The organism is Psychrobacillus psychrodurans (assembly GCF_050209195.1).
GTDB lineage: Bacteria > Bacillota > Bacilli > Bacillales_A > Planococcaceae > Psychrobacillus > Psychrobacillus psychrodurans.
On record NZ_CP189791.1, the window covers coordinates 741,773 to 761,296 of the forward strand.

18 protein-coding genes are annotated in these 19,524 nt (G+C 39.2%); 17 read left to right on the plus strand and 1 reads right to left on the minus strand.

Going from position 1 to position 19,524, the window contains the following annotated elements; genetic code table 11:
* Window positions 1-238 precede the first annotated feature (238 nt).
* The 9 genes from ACQCPR_RS03655 to ltrA all read left to right on the plus strand — a co-directional run bounded on the left by ACQCPR_RS03655 (window position 239) and on the right by ltrA (window position 10,118).
* Window positions 239-1,051: a flagellin gene (locus ACQCPR_RS03655; RefSeq protein ID WP_427138203.1), complete on the plus strand. Its 813-nt coding sequence runs from the start codon at window positions 239-241 to the stop codon at window positions 1,049-1,051.
* Between the two features lie 116 nt (window positions 1,052-1,167).
* Window positions 1,168-2,541, plus strand: a complete 1,374-nt coding sequence (locus tag ACQCPR_RS03660; RefSeq protein WP_427138204.1) for a S41 family peptidase — start codon at window positions 1,168-1,170, stop codon at window positions 2,539-2,541.
* Between the two features lie 16 nt (window positions 2,542-2,557).
* Entirely contained in the window at window positions 2,558-3,238 is a 681-nt protein-coding gene (locus tag ACQCPR_RS03665) for a hypothetical protein (RefSeq protein WP_427138205.1), read from the plus strand.
* On the plus strand, window positions 3,235-4,494 hold the full coding sequence (locus tag ACQCPR_RS03670; RefSeq protein WP_427138206.1) for an efflux RND transporter periplasmic adaptor subunit: 1,260 nt from the start codon (window positions 3,235-3,237) through the stop codon (window positions 4,492-4,494). Before ACQCPR_RS03665 ends, ACQCPR_RS03670 begins: the two co-directional genes overlap by 4 nt.
* Before the next feature lie 625 nt (window positions 4,495-5,119).
* The gene (locus ACQCPR_RS03675; RefSeq protein WP_427138207.1) at window positions 5,120-5,377 is read left to right on the plus strand and encodes a YhdT family protein; all 258 of its coding nucleotides are present in this window, start codon (window positions 5,120-5,122) and stop codon (window positions 5,375-5,377) included.
* Window positions 5,377-6,825: a sodium/pantothenate symporter gene (panF, locus tag ACQCPR_RS03680; RefSeq protein WP_241595183.1), complete on the plus strand. Its 1,449-nt coding sequence runs from the start codon at window positions 5,377-5,379 to the stop codon at window positions 6,823-6,825. The genes ACQCPR_RS03675 and panF overlap by 1 nt, the downstream gene beginning before the upstream one ends.
* 15 nt (window positions 6,826-6,840) lie before the next feature.
* Window positions 6,841-7,743 (plus strand): DMT family transporter, encoded by a 903-nt coding sequence (locus ACQCPR_RS03685; protein WP_340928601.1) that lies wholly within the window; start codon window positions 6,841-6,843, stop codon window positions 7,741-7,743.
* 185 nt (window positions 7,744-7,928) lie between these two features.
* The gene (locus tag ACQCPR_RS03690) at window positions 7,929-8,303 is read left to right on the plus strand and encodes a hypothetical protein (RefSeq protein WP_340928603.1); all 375 of its coding nucleotides are present in this window, start codon (window positions 7,929-7,931) and stop codon (window positions 8,301-8,303) included.
* Between the two features lie 540 nt (window positions 8,304-8,843).
* Window positions 8,844-10,118: a group II intron reverse transcriptase/maturase gene (gene ltrA / locus ACQCPR_RS03695; protein ID WP_427137677.1), complete on the plus strand. Its 1,275-nt coding sequence runs from the start codon at window positions 8,844-8,846 to the stop codon at window positions 10,116-10,118.
* A gap of 56 nt (window positions 10,119-10,174) precedes the next feature.
* Here the strand turns inward: ltrA and ACQCPR_RS03700 are convergent, their stop codons facing one another.
* Window positions 10,175-10,387, minus strand: coding sequence for a hypothetical protein (locus ACQCPR_RS03700; protein WP_427138208.1), 213 nt, complete (start codon window positions 10,385-10,387; stop codon window positions 10,175-10,177).
* Window positions 10,388-10,756: 369 nt separating this feature from the next.
* Between ACQCPR_RS03700 and ACQCPR_RS03705 the strand changes: the two genes are divergently transcribed.
* The 8 genes from ACQCPR_RS03705 (at window position 10,757) to ACQCPR_RS03740 (ending at window position 19,446) form a co-directional block, all read left to right on the plus strand.
* Complete coding sequence (locus tag ACQCPR_RS03705) at window positions 10,757-11,431, plus strand: hypothetical protein (RefSeq protein WP_340879052.1); 675 nt, start codon at window positions 10,757-10,759, stop codon at window positions 11,429-11,431.
* A 184-nt stretch (window positions 11,432-11,615) separates the two neighbouring features.
* Window positions 11,616-12,365 (plus strand): RNA polymerase sigma-I factor, encoded by a 750-nt coding sequence (sigI, locus tag ACQCPR_RS03710; RefSeq protein ID WP_427138209.1) that lies wholly within the window; start codon window positions 11,616-11,618, stop codon window positions 12,363-12,365.
* The gene (locus ACQCPR_RS03715; protein ID WP_427138210.1) at window positions 12,365-13,240 is read left to right on the plus strand and encodes an anti-sigma factor domain-containing protein; all 876 of its coding nucleotides are present in this window, start codon (window positions 12,365-12,367) and stop codon (window positions 13,238-13,240) included. Before sigI ends, ACQCPR_RS03715 begins: the two co-directional genes overlap by 1 nt.
* Before the next feature lie 142 nt (window positions 13,241-13,382).
* Window positions 13,383-14,417, plus strand: coding sequence for an N-acetyl-gamma-glutamyl-phosphate reductase (gene argC, locus ACQCPR_RS03720; RefSeq protein WP_427138211.1), 1,035 nt, complete (start codon window positions 13,383-13,385; stop codon window positions 14,415-14,417).
* Window positions 14,418-14,450: 33 nt separating this feature from the next.
* On the plus strand, window positions 14,451-15,662 hold the full coding sequence (gene argJ, locus ACQCPR_RS03725) for a bifunctional ornithine acetyltransferase/N-acetylglutamate synthase (RefSeq protein WP_427138900.1): 1,212 nt from the start codon (window positions 14,451-14,453) through the stop codon (window positions 15,660-15,662).
* Entirely contained in the window at window positions 15,625-16,404 is a 780-nt protein-coding gene (gene argB, locus ACQCPR_RS03730; protein ID WP_427138212.1) for an acetylglutamate kinase, read from the plus strand. The genes argJ and argB overlap by 38 nt, the downstream gene beginning before the upstream one ends.
* Window positions 16,401-17,525, plus strand: a complete 1,125-nt coding sequence (locus ACQCPR_RS03735; RefSeq protein ID WP_427138213.1) for an acetylornithine transaminase — start codon at window positions 16,401-16,403, stop codon at window positions 17,523-17,525. The genes argB and ACQCPR_RS03735 overlap by 4 nt, the downstream gene beginning before the upstream one ends.
* A gap of 967 nt (window positions 17,526-18,492) precedes the next feature.
* Window positions 18,493-19,446 (plus strand): nuclease-related domain-containing protein, encoded by a 954-nt coding sequence (locus tag ACQCPR_RS03740; protein ID WP_427138214.1) that lies wholly within the window; start codon window positions 18,493-18,495, stop codon window positions 19,444-19,446.
* The last annotated feature ends 78 nt before the right edge of the window (window positions 19,447-19,524 follow it).

Consider the following 19,524-nt stretch of genomic DNA (forward strand, 5'->3'; position numbering starts at 1 on the left):
TCAGATTTTTCTTAATTTAAACTCTGACAAATAGCATCGCATCGTGTGGCAATACTCGAGCGACCAACTTCGTGGTAGTCTGAATAAGTTTGGATTTTACGGTGAGTTGATCGTAAACTCAACCCTTGAAGTGTGAGTCTTACTATAAAGAGGACGTATTGTTGCTAAAGAACGTGGTTAATTAAATAGAAATGACCGTTATCATACGGGATAACCGGACCAAAAAGGAGCTGATATCATGCTTGGAAATTGGAATGCTACTGGACTATCTATTTTACGGAACATGAACTCTCAATGGTCACAGGTAAATAAGTCGATGGAACGCATTTCTTCTGGATATCGTATCAACCGAGCAGGTGATGATCCTGCAGGTCTAGCTATCTCAGAAAAAATGCGTGCCCAAATTCGCGGACTGGGACAAGCAGCAAGGAATATCCAGGACGGGATTTCCCTTGTCCAAACTGCAGAGGGTGCTCTAAATGAAACTCATTCTATTTTACAAAGGATGAGAGAACTAAGTGTTCAATCCGCAAATGATACGTTAACCGACAAAGATCGAGATCAATTAGCATTAGAATTCGAAGAACTAAAAAAAGAAGTAACTAGAATTTCAAAAGATACTGAGTTTAATACAAAGCCGTTATTAGATGGATCTCAAACTTCTCTTAAAATTCAGGCTGGTGCAAATACCGGACAATATATCGAATTGTCATTTGGCAATATGGGGTCCACCGGTATTGGTATACAGGATTTGTCCATTTCCACGAGAGATGATGCAGATAAGGCGATGGGGGAACTAGATAAAGCGATTCAAAAAGTATCGAATGAACGCTCTAAAATGGGAGCATATGCAAATCGAATGGAACACGCCTACAACAATGCAGTTAATATGGAAGAAAATCTGACTGCAGCAGAATCTAGAATTAGAGATGTAGATATTGCAAAAGAAATGATGGCGCTCACTAAAGCTAATATATTAATGCAAGCCAGTCAATATGTTCTAAGCTTGCATATGCAACAAGCACAAGGTGTTCTGCAACTACTCAAATAATCAGGTGAGGCAACCGTTGTTATTGACGGTTGTTTTATTAATTGTATAGAAATTTATGCAGTTTTAGTAAGTTTCAGTTAAGATAGGTTTATAGATACATAAAAGGGGGAAATGGGATGAAGAGGTTTACTGTCCTAGCGGTAATCATTATCGGATTGATCTCAGCGCCGATTTCTTCATTAGCGAAACCGCTAGATGAAGTAAAAAATATAGTTAGAGTGCACTATAAAGGAGAAATACCCTCTAGTATAGAAGAAATAGATTCTATTGATGATATAATGGAACAGTTAGATCCATACTCTACCTATTTTATGAGAGAAGAATTTGAGGCGTACACGAACTCTATTAATAACACAACGACTGGAATTGGTGTGACGATTGAAGAACATGTGACTGGAATTCAAATTGTCAGCACATTTGAAGGAGGAGCAGCACAGCAAGCTGGTATATCACCTGGTGATATTATTCTTTCAATCGATGGTATATCTACAATTGGTATGGCAATTCAACAAGCTTCCTCGATCATTACGGGTAAAGAAGGAACCATAGTCCAGCTACAGGTTTTGAAAAGCAATAATACGAAAGAAATGTATAACATAATGCGTAAGAAATTTACGATTCCTGTCGTAACAAATGAACTCTTAGCAGGCAATATTGGGTATATAGGGATGAATTCATTTTCAGACAATGGAGCAGACCTTGTTCAAAAGGCAAAAGTTGAACTTCAAAAGCTTGGAGCGACTTCGTTTATATTAGACTTGCGCAATAATGGTGGAGGATATGTACATACAGCAGAAGAACTTATTGGACTATTTCCTAACAGCCCTGATGCATTCAAAATCGTTACAACTAGTGAGTCTACTTTAACTAAATCGACGAAGCAACACTCATTATTTCCTGCGAATACGAAAGTCCTAGTAAACGGGTATAGCGCGAGTGCGTCCGAAATGACTGCAGCAGCGCTACTAGACCAAAACTCAGCATCTCTATACGGGCAGAAGACTTATGGAAAAGGTTCGATGCAATCATTTTTTAGTCTTTCTGACGGATCTATATTAAAGCTGACGATTGCAAATTTCACAGGACCAAAAGACACACTTATTCACAAAACTGGCGTAAAGCCGCACTTTGTAACAGAAGTTGGACACGAATTAATAAAAGCACATCGAGATGCACTAATGGAAGTAAATAAAAATTATAAAAAGATGTCCGCATTACATAATGTATCGACAACGAAACAATTTACCATTACTTTTTCCAGCAACGTAGTACAAAATGCAAAGCAAAAAGTGGAATTAGTAAAACTAGGAACTACCGATACAGTTCCTGTCACAATTGAACTAAAATCATCGAAACAGTTCGTTGTCACACCAACAGCACCGCTAGAAAAAGGGGCAGCCTATCTACTACTCATCCATCCGACTTTCCAAACGAATGCAGGAATCATGATGAAAAATGGTGCTTATGTGGAAGTAACTGTTCAACCATAAGAGGGGGAACACTGGAATGTTTTTTGAATTTCGATTTTGGAAATACCTTTTCAATAGAAATGATCTCATTGTATCGTTAAAAGAAGATGCAACGATGCGAGGATTTCAGAGTCGCGTATGGTTCGTCGCCATCTTTGGAATCCTATTATTTGCCCTACGAGACATTTGGGGATTACATACGGAAGAACTAACGGCTCTTTTTGTCAACGGCTACGAAGATACTTTTACGATCGCTAGAATTATATCTTTAATAGGAACTATCTTTTGGTCTTTACTATACATGGGCTTTCATTTCTTTGTAATTGCGTTTATCTTACATAAAATTACACAAGTGGAATTATCAAAAGTAGCTATATTACAATTATTCGTCGTAGCATTTCTATTAATGGAAAAAGCATTCAACTATTTCTTATATGCTGTTGTAGGCTATGCAACGGATTATTCGGTCCTTTCATTTGGTCCACTAGCAGCAACATTTATAGAACAGTCGTATGTCAATTATTTCTTTAACGAATTATCCCTAATTACAGGGTTAATAGTCGCTATTCAGTTTCACTTTTTACGGTCTTTTACTGCGATGTCCACTCGTAATCTATTTCTGCTATTACTAGGAATTCAAGTGATTTTGGCCTTAATCACAGCGGGCTTTGAAGTACTCCCAATTGAATCATGGATTGAAGGAGGGCAAACCAAATGAATAAATGGTTAACTATTGGTATATCCATAGTTGTCTCTACCTTTATCGGCGCGAATGCAATCCTAATCTATTCCGATAAAAGCCAAATCAGTCGAACATTTTACGTTAGTGAATATAACGTTGTGCATGAAAATACGTATGCACAAGAACTAGAAAAAGAAGCTATAGTAGTTCCTACAAATGAGGTAACTGTTACGATAGATGTTGAAGCTATTGATGATTTCGTTGTCATGGAGGGGGACCCTGTGGAGGAAGGTACTGACCTTGCTACACTGCGGACTGATTCTGCTGAAGACCAACGTTTATTATGGGAAACAGAGCAACAGGCATTTATGCAGGAGCAGTCAGAGCTGCAGACCATCATTAGTGATTTGGAATCAGAGCGTTCTCGAGCAGATTCAAGTTCCTCAGGAGATGGTCAAGTAACTGGAGGAACGGCAGATGAGATCGTGGATGTAAATGTTCAAGTCGACGTCAATGTAACCCAAGACGGTAACTTTGCTCATGGTATAGCTGAAGCAAAGCAAAAACTGGCTGAAGTAGAACGTAAACTTCAAATCGTCGATGCACAACTAGCACAAGATTCATCCCAACTTTCTTTGTTAAGCCCAATAAGTGGTACTGTTTCGACTATCGAAGAACGCAACGGAAAATATTTCATACACTTATATGCAAATGAAAAATCCGTCATTACTTACGTAAAAGAGTCCGAATGGCACGACATTCAAGAAGGTCATTTAGTGAAAAACTACTCAACCCATCGTGAAGGAGTAGTAGAAGGAAGCGTATCGAGCAAAACACAGGTACCCGCAAACGCATCCAAATGGCTCACAGCATACGAACAATTTGAACATAAAATTGACGAACCTGTTTACGAAGTTCGTGTTCAGCTAGCAGAACAACTAGAAACCTTGCCTTTTGCGGCAAATCTTAACTCAGTAATCATAACGAACCATGCAGAAAATGCAGTACAAATAAAATCGAATTGGCTACTAAACCGTTCCAAAAAAGTAGCAGAAGTATACATACTCACAAGTGACGGAAAAATCGCCCGTACTCCTGTTACCGTCCCATTCGATCTAAAACAACATGCCATCCTATCTGAAGGACTAAGCAATGGTAATGTCGTCCTCAATGCAGACCAAAAAACAGACGACGCAGAAGTATTCCTACCATTTCCAATAGACCTTCCGACCTGGAACAGTATAAAATCTGTCAGCTGGAAAGACTACGTAAAATACTTAACTTATAAATAAATACGAACCGGAGAGCATTACGCTTTCCGGTTTTAATCTGTATGAGAGGGACTTACGTTTATACAAGGGAACCTAGCAAGAGTCCCACATATCAGTGTGAGCAATTTTATGGAATAATTATCCTGAACGCAAGTAAACTTGATACGAGCGCAAGTAATTAAAGTCCATCCGCAAGTATTTAATATTTGAAAGCAAGTAAACATACGTTGCACGCAAGTTAACAACAGTCGAGAGCAAGTTAACAACAGTCGAGAGCAAGTAAACAATGAAATTGGTGTTTTTACGAAAGCGAATCAATCCAAATGAGAATGCAACGGTTATAAGTGAGTGTCCCACATCTCGATCTCGGTGTGAGCAATTTTATGGAATAATTATCCTGAACGCAAGTAAACTCGATACGAGCGCAAGTAATCAGAGTCAATCCGCAAGTATTTAATATCGAATGCAAGTAAACATACGGTGAACGCAAGTAAACAATCATCGAGAGCAAGTAAACTATGAAATTGGTGTTTACACAAAAGACTAAATCCTCTCCATCCTCCATCTTTTCACCTCCCCCTATTAACAACTGAATTTATCTTAGTTATACTAGAGTGAATCAATATGAACGGTAGGAGTGGTAGAGATGGATCCTAGATTTAAGATTGCACATCGGGAGGCACTGATTGGTGTTGCGCTCGCGGTTGTGCATTTTATATGGTGGTTTGGCTTTGCTTATGGGCTTGGTTCAAAGCCGGTAGAGGAGTATTCGTATATTCTTGGTTTTCCAGATTGGTTTTTTTATAGCTGTATAGTTGGTTTTATCCTTGTGGCAATTACCGTTATTGTACTTGTGAAATTTGTGTTGAAGGATGTTTCATTAGAAGAAGAGGGGGATGAATGATGAATATACAAGTAATCATCCCAATGGTTATCTTTCTTGCGATTATTTTTTTCATTGGCTTTTGGTCAAGTAAGAAATTAGAATCGTCGTCAGGTGGCTTTTTACAGGAGTACTTTTTAGGTGGGCGTGAGCTTGGAGGATTTGTGTTGGCCATGACAATGGTTGCAACATATGGTAGTGCCTCGAGTTTCCTAGGGGGACCAGGAACTGCATACACAATGGGCTTTGGCTGGGTATTACTTGCGATGACTCAAGTAGTGACGAGTTATTTTGTCCTGCTTATTTTAGGGAAAAAGTTCGCAATTCTAGCTCGAAAATATAATGCCATTACACTAATCGATTTTCTGAAAGTGCGCTACAGCAATAGTAAAGCGGTTGTATTACTTGCAGCTGCTAGTATCATTATCTTTTTGTTTTCCGCAATGACAGCTCAGTGGGTTGGTGGCGGTCGTTTAATCGAGTCACTAACTGGCATGAAGTATACAACAGCATTATTTATTTTCGCTGTGTCAGTACTCGTTTACGTAGTCATCGGTGGTTTCCGAGCAGTGGCGGTGACGGATGCTGTCCAAGGTGGAGTTATGGTCATTGGGACGCTCGTGCTACTGATCGCAGTCATTATCGCCGGCGGAGGAATACCGAATATTATGCAAGACCTTTTGAACGAAAATCCAAACTTGGTTACTCCATACGGTAATGAAGGCAATTTATCTGCCGCCTATGTATCATCATTTTGGATACTTGTAGGAGTCGGGGTTGTGGGACTACCACAAATGGCAGTCCGTGCAATGTCTTATAAAAATACACGGTCGATGCACCGCGCGCTAGTAATTGGAACACTTGTCACTGGTTTTATTATGCTGAATATGCATCTTATCGGAATTTTTGCTCGCCCGGTAATGCCGGGGATTGAAGTGGCAGACACAGTGATTCCGCTTGTTGCACTGAAAGTATTACCTGCATGGCTTGCTGGGATAGTACTTGCTGCTCCACTTGCTGCAATCATGTCAACGGTAGATTCCCTTCTCATTCTAGTGAGTTCTTCTATTGTAAAAGACGTATATATTAACTATATAAACCCAAATGCAACCGAGAAAAGAGTAAAAAACTTAAGTTTTGGAGTAACAACACTGTTAGGTACTATCGTCTTTTTATTAGCATTGAACCCACCAGAACTATTAATCTTCTTAAACTTATTTGCTTTTGGTGGACTTGAGGCAGCCTTTATTTGGCCAATTGTGCTAGGCTTGTATTGGTCATACGGCAATAAATACGGAGCAATCGCATCGATGATTACTGGAATCGTTTCCTATATTGCACTCCATTTTTACAACGAAGCATACGGCAATCTATTTGACATACATACGGTGGTAATACCGGTTGTCCTATCGCTAATTGCCTATGTGTCATTCAGTTTATTGATCAATAGAAAAAAATATATATACTAATAAGGAGATCCTCAAATGAAACACTGGAAAATATACGTAATGCTTGTATTTGTCATGTTCGCTTGGGGAGCTAACGTACCATTACTCAAGTTTATGGTGGAAGAAGTCCCACCCGTAACACTGACTGCATTTAGAATACTAACGGCGGGCTTAGTAGTAGTGCCAATTTTATGGGAAATGAAACTACTGCGTAAACCAACGTCCAGTGAATGGAAATACATTTTACTCGGAGCATTCAGCAATGTAGTAGCTCATCACTATTTCTTAAATATGGGATTATCCATTACAAGTGCAACCCACGGCGGATTAATATTAGGAACTGGACCTATGCTGACAGCAATATCAGCAGCGATCATTTTGAAATATTTCCCTTCAAAATTGCAGTGGTTAGGACTAGTGTTTGGTCTAGCTGGCATTGCAGTATCGATCCTAGTTGGAAGTGAAACTATGGGAGCAAATCTAGGAGATTTCTATGTATTCCTAGCGATATTTGTTCAAGTATTAAGTTTTATGGTGGTAAGTAAAGCTTCTAAAACACTGGACCCAAGATTACTCACAGCTTATATGCTATTAATCGGTGCAGTAATCCTACTTATCATTAGTCTCATTCAAGAGCCCGGTGCAATTAAACTATTTGCAGAAACCACACCGTCCTTTTGGTGGATTTTCTTTGCTTCTGCTATCGTATGTACGGCAATTGGCCATCTTATATACAATTATGCTGTAGGACAAGCTGGTGCAACAAAAGCAGCGATATTCATGAATTTAAACCCTATGTTTGCATTAATTCTTTCTGCGTTATTTTTGGGAGAGGTGTTACACCTTAATCATTTCTTCGGACTTGTCTTAATCGTAGCGGGTGTCATGCTAGGTTCAGGAGCCGTAGAAGATTTATGGAAAAAACGAAAACAAAGTTGAAAAAATGATACTTTGACCCTATTAATAGAGCTTAAATGTAATTCAATAGTATCGAGTTAGAATTACGAAATCATGTTGAAAGGTTATATTTTGTGTCCTTCTAGGTGCAAAGTGTCCATATACACAAGGAATCTTATAGCCTATACTTACATAAAGGCTACTTTGCAAAAGGGGCGAGCAAGAAAATGGACTTTCAAGAACTATTAAAACAACTAAATAAATGCATAGATAGCTTAGATTTAGTATCAGCTAGAAAGTATATTGAAGAAAATATAGATATATTAACAAAAAATAGACAACTTTTACGTGGCAACACTAGAGCAATGTTTGACCTCATCAAACAGAAAAAAGATACAGGTGAAAAATCATTAAGCCGTCACGAAATGACCGTAATCTATTCCATAAACACATACGCTACTAAATTTGACCTCACAGGACTCAAACTAGTAGTAAACAACAACCCGGAATTATTTCTGAATGAAGAAATAAATCAATACTTAAATGCAGATGCCAAAACACTACTTCAAGGCATGAAAGTACTCCACAAAAATGAAATATAATACACCATAAAACGGACGCTAAACTCGCGTTCGTTTTTTTAGTGTGCCAGGCATGGCAACTATCTAGGTGGTGAAAGTCCACTGTGGGGGTACACATCGACCAACCACTAAGGAAGCGCAAGGTGCTTATCGTGAGGTAAGGGCTGAAGGAAGCGTGGAATAAAATCTTGGCTCGACGAACAGAAATCTGATACAAAGGCTCTACAAAGGGATAAGGCTCCTAAACAAGTTAAAGTCCAAAAGATGTGCGTAACTTTGTAGGGTAAATCAGGCGAGTAAAAGAGGAAAGATAGCTGTCTTACCCTGGGAGGTCTTGCGGATGTACATATGTACAGTCGAAAAAGGTTAGTCGCAAGAAGTCAGCAGAAGCCATAGTAATGACCTAAGGTCATGAAGGGCTGAACAATTTATAGTGTTTCAACGCCACGAATGCGTAAGTGACGAACTCCGAATGTGTTAATGGTAAAAGTATGAGCGTAACTCAGAGGATAACCAAAACGGAGATATCATTTACTACGTGAGAGGAAAGGAGAAACGAGTGTGGAACTTTTAGAAAAGATCCTTAGTAATCAAAACATGAATGATGCCTACTTGCGTGTCTATAGAAATAAGGGGGCAAGTGGTGTCGATGGAATAACTGTTGATGAGCTGAAACAATATCTGAAAGAGAACAAGGATGAGATACGTCAGCGCATCAGAACTAGAAAATACCAACCACAAGCTGCCTTACGAGTGGAAATCCCAAAAGAAAATGGAAAGATGCGCAAACTGGGAATACCAACAGTAGTGGATAGGGTAGTTCAACAAGCGGTTCATCAAGTACTCAGTCCGATATTCGAAAAGCAGTTCAGCGAATTCAGTTACGGCTTTAGACCGAAAAGAAGTTGTGAAATGGCAATTATAAAGAGCTTGGAATTTCTGAATGATGGACATGATTGGGTTGTGGATATTGACCTGGAAAGATTTTTCGATACAGTCCACCACGATAAACTCATGCGAATCATTTCTAATACAATAGACGACGGAGATGTCATTTCTCTTATAAGAAAATATCTTGCCAGTGGGGTTATGGTGAATGGAAAATATGAAGATACACCAGTTGGAACTCCGCAAGGAGGAAACCTAAGCCCGTTGTTGAGTAATATTATGTTAAACGAATTGGATAAGGAACTAGAAAGTAGAGGACTCCACTTCGTGAGATACGCTGATGACGCCTTAATCTTTGTGAAGAGTGAAAAAGCCGCAAATAGAGTGAAGGAATCACTCGTGAGATTTATAGAAAAGAAATTAGGACTGATAGTCAACGTAGAAAAGAGTAAAATCTCCCGTCCAAAAGACTTAAAATTCTTGGGATTTGGGTATTACTACGATTTTCTAAATAACAAATATCAAGTTAAACCTCATTCACTGTCCATACAAAAATTTCAAAGAAAGCTTCGAAAATTAACCAAACGAAGTTGGAGTGTCCGGCTGGACTTCCGAATTTTAAAACTAAAACAAGTCATACTTGGATGGGTTAATTACTTTAGAATTTCAAATATGAAAAAAGCGATGACCTTGATAGATAAGAAGCTTCGTTCCAGAATCAGAGTTATCGTCTGGAAGCAATGGAAGGTACCGAAGAAACAAATCAAATCGCTTGTCCAATTAGGAATTCCAGAGGAAGAAGCGAAAGGATTAACTTACTGTCGAAAAGGTTATCGGTACATCGGACTTTCAAAAGTTGTTCATAGAGCAATCTCAAACAAAAGACTTAAGCAAAGAGGACTTCCATCTGCTTTAGAACATTATCTAAAAGTACACACTGTAATATAAATTGAACCGCCGTATACGGAACCGTATGTACGGTGGTGTGAGAGGGGCGAAAATAATTAAATTATTTTCCCTCTACTCGATTGATTAGGAAATGGATAAATATCCCCTTCCGCAAGTAAAAGCCACTGCTCCGCAAGTAAACCAATCCAAAGAGCAAGTACCCACATCATGAGAGCATGTGTCCACCAAGCGACCGCAAGTATTCCAGCAGAAGAAATGCCCTTAACAAGTACACCGCCAATAATATGGATAAATATCCCGTTCCGCAAGTAAAAGCCACTTCTCCGCAAGTAAACCAATCCAAAGAGCAAGTACCCACATCATGAGAGCATGTGTGCACCAAGCGACCGCAAGTATACCAGCAGAAGAAATGCCCTTAACAAGTACACCACCAATAATCTGGATAAATATCCCGTTCCGCAAGTAAAAGCCACTGCTCCGCAAGTAAATCAAGCTAAAGAGCAAGTACCCACATCACGAAAGCAAGTATTCACCTCCCAACCGCAAGTAACCACCAACAAATCACAACTAAAAATAAAATTTATCCACCAGACCCCCATAAAAAAGACAAGCCCCTCGAATAATTAAGTGTCCGAACAAAAAGGGCAAATTCAATACGAGGTGATGAGACAATGCAGATGAAATTCAAGAAAACTGGAGCAGCACTACTAGTAGCAACAATGACGGTAACTGGAGCAAGTTATGCGTGGGCAAACGAAAATCTGTTTGATACGGTAGATTTGAATGAAGTACTTAACCAAAAAGAAACTGAAACTGTTGAAGCACCGAAAACATCTACACCAGACACTGTCACACCTGTTGTTACAACTGGCGATTCAGTAGGATTGGATATTGAAATTCCAGAAGGATACACAGCTGGAAACTTAGCAGCACTATCCAAAGCTTATGAAAATGCCGGAAATGAGACTGCTAAAGCGGCAATTAAACGTAATGCAGAACGTGCCATTGCAAAATTTGAAGCAAAACAAGCAGAAACAACAGAACCTATCAAAGAAGAAGAACCAAAACAGGAAGATCCTATAGTGCAGCCCCCTGTGACGGAACAGCCGAAAACAGAGGAACCTGTTGTTGAAACTCCTATAGAAGAACCTGTTAAAGAAGAGCCAGTTGAAGAAAAACCTGTAGTAGAACAACCAAAAAAAGAAACTAAACAAGCTGAAAAAGAAGAGAGAAAAGCACTACAACAAGAACAAAAAGAAGAACGTAAAGCACTACAAGCTGAGCATAAAGAAGAAAAGAAAGCTTTAAAGGAAGAACACAAAGCTGAAAAACACGAAAACAAAAAGAACTAAGACCAAAAATAAATCCATTTCAAATAAAACACTATTTTTAAATGATGAAATAAATCGTGTAGATACTTTTCATTTCGTCTAATAATCTATGAAAATATAAAAACAAAAATAGGACCGCTTTTCATTCTCCACTCAGCTAAAGTATAATGGTAGGCTAAGGGAAACATGGGAACGGAGGGTATGTATGCTCTTGTCAATTGTGCAGGGTCTATTCAAAACAAAACCAAAACAAAATATGCAAGAACTTATAACGAAGGCGCAGGCAGGTGATAAGGAGGTTTTAAACGACCTCCTTCTTGCCCATACCCTTTTTTTGAAAAAAACAGCTAGTTTCATATGTAAAAGAACTATTGATGAGCAGGATGAGGAATTCAGTATTGCCTTAAATGGATGTCATGAAGCGATAAATGCATATAATCCAACTGAAAATGCGTCTTTCCAAACCTTTGCACACTTAGTTATAAAAAGACGAATCACAGACTTTATCCGAAAAGAAACAGTCCGACATAAAAAAGAACTACTCTTCGATGGCAGTGTAGATAATTCGGAGGATGAACATTTTTTATTAAAGCAGCATGCAGTAACTACATATTCAGAAGAACAATTTACGGAGTCAAGGCGGGAAGAACTAATAAAATATAGCACACTATTAACCAACTTCAACCTATCATTTGACGAACTGACAAAATCAGCACCAAAGCATAAGGACGCCAGAAAAACAGCCTTTCAAATTGCTCAAATTATTGCTGACTCAGAAGAGTTATACGAACTATTAATAAAAACTAAAAAACTACCTTTGAAAGAAATTGAAGCACTAGTAGAAGTCTCGAGAAAGACACTTGAACGGCAACGAAAATACATCATTGCTGTCGTACTTCTATTAAACAGTGACTTCGTTTATATAAAAGACTACGTGAAAGGAGAAATCATATGATGCGCAACTACAGAGGCGTTGTTTGCGAAAAGAAGGCGACCTATACCATTTTTCTTACAGAAGATGGTGAGTTTCTTCGTGGAGTTCCACTTAATGCAGACGTTCAAATAGGTGAAGAAGCAGAGTTTCATTTAATTGCTTCGGCCACGACTAAAAGACCTATGAAACCAATTTTCATAGCGCCAGCTTTAATAGCGGCAGTCCTCCTCATTTTTTTAGTTGCATCATGGTTTCCCAAGACCACTACTGCCTATGCCTACATACATGTGGAAGGTGATTCGACTATTGAAATTGGGGTAGACGAGGAAGGTAATGTCATGTCCCTACACCCTACTACAGGTACAATGAAAGAATGGGAAGGTCAATCAATCGACTTGGTATTAGCAAAAGCAGTAGAACAAATAAGTACTGACAAGAAAGAACTTGCCGTCACCACCGTTTATGAAAAAGAAGATAAACCGAAGCTCAAAAAACAAATTGAAAAAGCGGTCCAGGAAGTTAAAAAAGAAAAACCTTCTTCCCATAAGAATTCTATTGAACCAAAACCCAAAAACGTTCAACCTAAAGAAGAAAAAACAAAAGCTCCCGGACAAATTAAAAAAGAAGAAAAATCACCAAATCCAAATACACCAGCAACAAATAAAGAGCAAAAGATCCCACCAACTGAAAAACCAGTAAACAATAAGGAAACTAAAGACAAACCGAAAGACAATACAACACAACCAACAAAAGAAACTAAACCAACAAATAATGCTAACAATATTCCAGGTCAAGAAAAGAAAAAGAACGAAGAAAAAGCAAATAACAAATCAAATAACGGAAACAGTTCTAATAAAAACAATGGCAATGGTAACAATAAAAATTCAAATAACTAATTACAACTCCTCTTTGCAAAAGTAAAGGGGAGTTGTTTTCTTTTATTCATAGATAAATATTCAGTAAATAACTAAAAATACAATTGACTTTATAATTATGCAGTATTATACTAGTCATTATCTTACTGTTGAGGTGATAGGTATGAAAATAGGAATTATAGGAGCAACGGGTTATGGTGGTCTGGAATTGATAAGGCTATTGCATAATCATCCGGAAGCACAGTATATTGATTTATTCACTTCTTCAGAAGAAGGAATACATTTTTCGAATAAATATACACATTTAATGAATATTTACGACCAAGCGCTTCTACCAATCGAACATAATAGACTAACAGAATACGATGTTATTTTTACGAGTACTCCCTCAGGGGTATCTTCCGAGATATTGCCTTCTTTAATAGGAAGAGGACCAAAACTTATCGATTTATCTGGTGACTTCCGTTTGAAAAACCCAATAGATTATGAGCAGTGGTACCAAAAAACACCGGCACCTCTAAACGCAATTGAAAAAAGTGTTTATGGTCTAACAGAGTGGAACGAAGCCTCAATTAATGAAGCAAGTCTAATCGCAAACCCAGGATGCTATCCGACAGCAGTACTGCTTTCATTATTACCCCTATTAAAGGAAAACTTAATTGGCGGGGAGAATCTCATCATAGATGCAAAAAGTGGTGTGTCAGGAGCGGGTAACAAACCGTCCCAAATGACGCACTTTAGCGAAACAAATGAAAACACTGCTATATATAAAGTACATCAACACCAACATATACCGGAAATCGAACAGGCAATCAGTATGTTTGCAGGTATAACATCACCTATAACTTTCACGACCCATCTTGTCCCAATGACTAGAGGAATTCTAGCGACAAGTTACGCATCTCTGAAGCCAAACGTAAATGAGAAACAACTGATAAACGCATTAAAAGAGACATATGCCAACCATCCATTTGTCCGGATCATTGAACAATCGAACAAATTCGGTACCAATCAAGTATACGGCTCAAATTTCTGCGATATTCACGTGAAAGTCGACCCGCGTACAAATCGTGCAACAATCGTTTCGGTCATTGACAATCTCGTAAAAGGAGCAGCCGGCCAGGCAATTCAAAATATGAATGTGCAATTTAATCTCAACCAAACGACAGGTCTTCAGCAAGTCCCACTATTCATTTAGACAGAGGAGGAAAAACAGGTGACTACTAAAACGATGACGATGAAAAGCATCTCCTACAAAAACATCGCTTCGCCAAAGGGCTTCCAAGCAACAGGAGTCCATTGCGGTTTAAAACATAAGAAAAAAGATCTTGCACTACTTGTTAGCGATGTACCTGCTAGTGTAGCTGGAGTTTTCACAACAAATGCCATCAAAGCTGCACCATTACTCATTACAAAAGATGTTGTATATGATACAGGTAAAATGCAAGCAATCATCGTCAATGCAGGGAATGCCAATGCCTGTACAGGAAAACAAGGTATGGCAGACGCATACATGATGCAAAAACTCACAGCAGAAAAACTAGGAATCGATCAATCACTTATCGGCGTTGCATCCACTGGAGTAATAGGGGAGCTCATGAAAATGGAACCAGTAACAACAGGTATCCAAGCATTAGAGCCTGTAAATGAACTAGAAGGCGCAATTGACTTTTCTCTAGCAATTATGACTACAGATACCGTAACAAAAAATACAACATATCAAACAATCATTGACGGTAAAGAGGTTATTATCGCAGGAACGGCAAAAGGCTCTGGCATGATCGAACCAAATATGGCAACGATGCTCGGTTTTATTACAACCGATGCGAATATAGAGTCCAACCATCTTCAGGACGCACTAAAAGCTATCACCGACGTGACTTTCAATGCAATTACCGTAGATGGTGACACATCTACGAATGACATGGTTATCGTGATGGCAAATGGAATGGCACAAAACAATCCATTAACTCCAGACCATCCAGATTGGGAAAACTTTGTTCAAACCTTACACACTGTGTCACAGGATCTAGCTAAAATGATTGCCAAAGACGGAGAAGGCGCAACGAAATTAATTGAAGTGGAAGTAAAAGGTGCCATTACAGACATAGAAGCACGTAATATAGCAAAAACCGTAGTAGGTTCTCCGCTTGTAAAAACTGCTATCTTCGGAAATGATGCGAACTGGGGAAGAATCATCGCTGCAGTCGGCTATAGTGGTGCAACAATCGACCCAAACGCTATTACAATCCTACTTGGCACAACAAAAGTAGTAGAAAATGGAGAGCCTGTTCCATTCTCAGAAGATGATTTAATCATTTATTTGAAGCAACCAGAAGTCAAGATCTTCGTCGATATACATCAAGGCGATGGTCAAGGAACTGCATGGGGGTGCGATTTGACATATGACTACGTCCAAATCAACGCAACTTATCGCTCCTAAAAGCATCGTTATCAAACTTGGCGGTAGCATGCTCGATGGTTTAAATGAAAACTTCTTCGCCAATTTCAAAAAACTTCAAGCAACGGGTCTTGAAATCGTAATTGTCCACGGTGGAGGCCCAGCTATCAATAAAGCTCTTGCTAATAACGGAATATCGACCACATCCATTAACGGAATACGTGTGACATCCGCTGAAGCAATTGGAATTGTCCAATCTACCCTGGTTGGTCAAGTTAATCCAGCACTAGTTCACCAGCTGAATAAAAGCGGTATCCAAGCAATAGGCCTTAACGGCTGCGATCACCAATTATTACAGTGCACGATACTAGACAAATCAACGTACGGTTTTGTCGGAGAAGTTCAGCAAGTGAATACCTCATTTATAGAAATGTTGCTGAAACACGGAATCACTCCAGTCATTTCAAGTATTAGCTGCACTGCAGATGGAGAACCACTTAACATTAATGCCGACACTGTAGCAAGCGAAATTGCTTTAGCAATAAAAGCGGAAAGCTTACAACTCGTTACCGACACTCCAGGTATAAAAATAGGTGGTGAGATACAAGAAACTGTTACTTCTGAAAAAGTTACAGACTGGATTATTTCTGGTGATATTTACGGAGGAATGATTCCAAAAGTAACAGCAGCACTTGACTGCCTTACAGCAGGCATACCATCCGTCCAAATCGTAGACGATCAGCTTTCAGGTACAACAATTTTGCAGCAGGAGGTATACGCATGAGCTCTTTATTCCAAAACTATACTCGCCGACTTATTCACCTTGTGAAAGGAAAGGGTACCATCGTTACCGACGACACTGGAAAAGACTATCTCGATTTCACAAGTGGTATAGCCGTGCTCAGTCTTGGTCATACTCATCCTGCGATAGTTCAAGCGATTCAACAGCAAAGCGAAAAAATCTGGCATGTATCTAACTTGTTCGAAAGTCCCGAACAAGAAAAACTAGCTGAAACACTTGTAAACGATACACACTTCGCACACACATTCTTTTGCAACAGCGGAGCAGAGGCGAACGAAGCAGCTATCAAGCTAGCGCGCAAACATACTGGGAAACATACCATCATCACATTTGAAAAATCATTCCACGGCCGCACATTCGGCGCCATGTCCGCCACTGGCCAAGACAAGGTACGCAACGGCTTCGGTCCATTACTTGAAACGTTTCGTACTGTACCCTTCAACGACGTAACTGCCCTAGAAGCAGTGATCGATGATGAAGTCGGAGCGATTATGCTCGAAGTAATACAAGGGGAAGGCGGCGTTAACCAAGTAACACCTGAATTCGCTCATGCCATTTCCGACATATGTGCAGCCAACGGAATCTTGCTCATAGTAGACGAAGTCCAAACAGGCATCTCTCGTACTGGTACCCGCTATGCGTATGAGCAAACAGTCCTAAAACCTGACATCATGACGTTAGCCAAAGGACTTGGTGGCGGCTTCCCAATCGGTGCCATGCTCGGAACAGTAGAACTACACGACACATTGGGTCCAGGCACACACGGCACGACCTTCGGAGGAAATCCTCTAGCGGTAGCCGTAGCACAAACAGTTCTAGACAATGTATTTGTGCCAGAATTTATAGCAGAAGTGAATAAAAAATCTGCTTATTTTATCGAGAAATTAAACGAAGCATTACCAACCAACCAGTTAGTCGGCTCTGGTCTATTACTTGGAATCGTCTGCGAAGAAGAAGTTGCAGCCTACATAACAGCAGCCGACGAAGCAGGTCTACTACTAGTAGCGGCAGGACTAAACGTAATCCGTCTCCTGCCACCACTAACCGTAACAACCGAAGAAATAGATCAAGCCGTCGACATCTTAAAAACCATCCTATCTTAATAACCACTTGAATTAAAGCGCTCAGAGAACCGCTATTCACAACCAAGGACCTGCCATCCCGGCAGGTCCTTTAATGTAGACAGCAACAACTACCATGTAACCCCGGTCCGCAAGTTTAAAAAGAAAGCTTTTCGCCCATGCGAAAGCCCAATCGCATTGAAAACAATCCAAATAGTCCCAGTCCGCAAGTAAACCTCCACTGAAAGCAAGTAACCTATGATCATGTGCAAGTACTCAACCGGACTTCGCAAGTAAATCCACCACGAAAGCAAGTAACCCCCATCTCTCCGCAAGTAAAACCCAAAAAGGAAAGCTTTTCGGCCATGCAAAAAGCCAATTGCATTGAAAAGAATCCAAATAGTCCCAGTACGCAAGTAAACCTCCACTGAGAGCAAGTAACCTATGATCATGTGCAAGTACTCAACCGGACTTCGCAAGTAAATCCACCACGAAAGCAAGTAACCCCCATCTCTCCGCAAGTAAAACCCAAAAAGGAAGCCTTTCGCCCATGCGAAAAGCCAAATGCATTGAAAAGAATCCGATTAATCCCAGTACGCAAGTAAACTTCCACTGAAAGCAAGTAACCTATGATCATGAGCAAGTACTCAACCCAACTCCGCAAGTAAATCCACCGCGAAAGCAAGTAACCCGCATCCCACCGCAAGTAAAACCCAAAAAGGAAGCCTTTCGCCCATGCGAAAAGCTAACTGCATTAAACCCAAAATAATCCCGTTTTAGTGTGAAAACCGATTCTATAAACTCTACTGCAAATTTAGCATCAAAATAATACAATAATATTCCTAGAATCAACTAATATTATTGTGTAATATCAGAAACAATTCAGTTCTTAATCTCATTTCTTAAACAAAATTCGATTCTCCCCTCAAAATTCCCGTTGAAATGCAATTTCTGTAGTAGCTCTAGTAGACTTAAACTAAATATGCTAATCTATCCTCGAGGTGATAAAATGATAGTAAAACCATATGCACAAACGCTATATATGGAAGCACTTATCTCGTTAAACAAACGACTGAAGAAAAACCATCCCAAATATCTCACTCTCCGAGAAGACCTAAATCGCAATATTGCAGGAGACATAGGCGAAGAAGCAGTTATGAGTTTTCTTCAAAAAGTTAAACTTCCATACAAATTCTTTGCCTTTCACAACATTTCACTATTCGGAGAGTCATTATTTCAAATGGATATCTTAATAATTACACAGTATTATGCTGTGATATTCGAAGTTAAAAACATCCAGGGAGAAATTGAATTTAAATCTCATCCATATCAGCTGAGCCGAACATTATCAACTGGAGTAAGAAACTCGTTCGACAGTCCAGAGATTCAACTCCAAGAGTATATTTATCAGCTGAATGTTATATTTAAGACCGGAGGATTTTCGCTACCTATCTACGGTGCAGTTGTTTTTCCTTTTACTAGCAGTTATATCAAAACCCCTCCAAATGAAACAACCGTACTATTCCGTAATGAAATCAGATCCTATTTAAGAGAATTGAAAACGCATGATTCCCCACTTTCCTTAGAAGTGCTTGACAGCCTCAAAAGATTTATTCTAAACAAAACCACCAGTTACAAACCATTCCCTTTAGCACAACACTTTGCAATTAATCCTGACGACATCATCAAAGGAGTAGAATGTACTATCTGTAACCTTGTCGGAATGAAAAAAGTTGCCCGTCACTGGATATGTCTTAAATGCAGAAATATCAGCACTAATGCACATACAAAAACCATAAAAGAATATTTTCTCATATACAAGGACTCCATCTCCAATAAAGAGTGTCGCCAATTTTTAAATCTAAATAATATGTACGAAGCAAACAGAATCCTAAAAAAAGCAAATCTAATCAAAACTGGTAAATACAAAGATGCTAAATATAAAATGGAATTTATAAAATAAAGATCTTCTGTACCTAATAGAAGATCTTTTTATGTGTAATAAAATTTATATATAAGTAAATATCTTACAAATTCAATA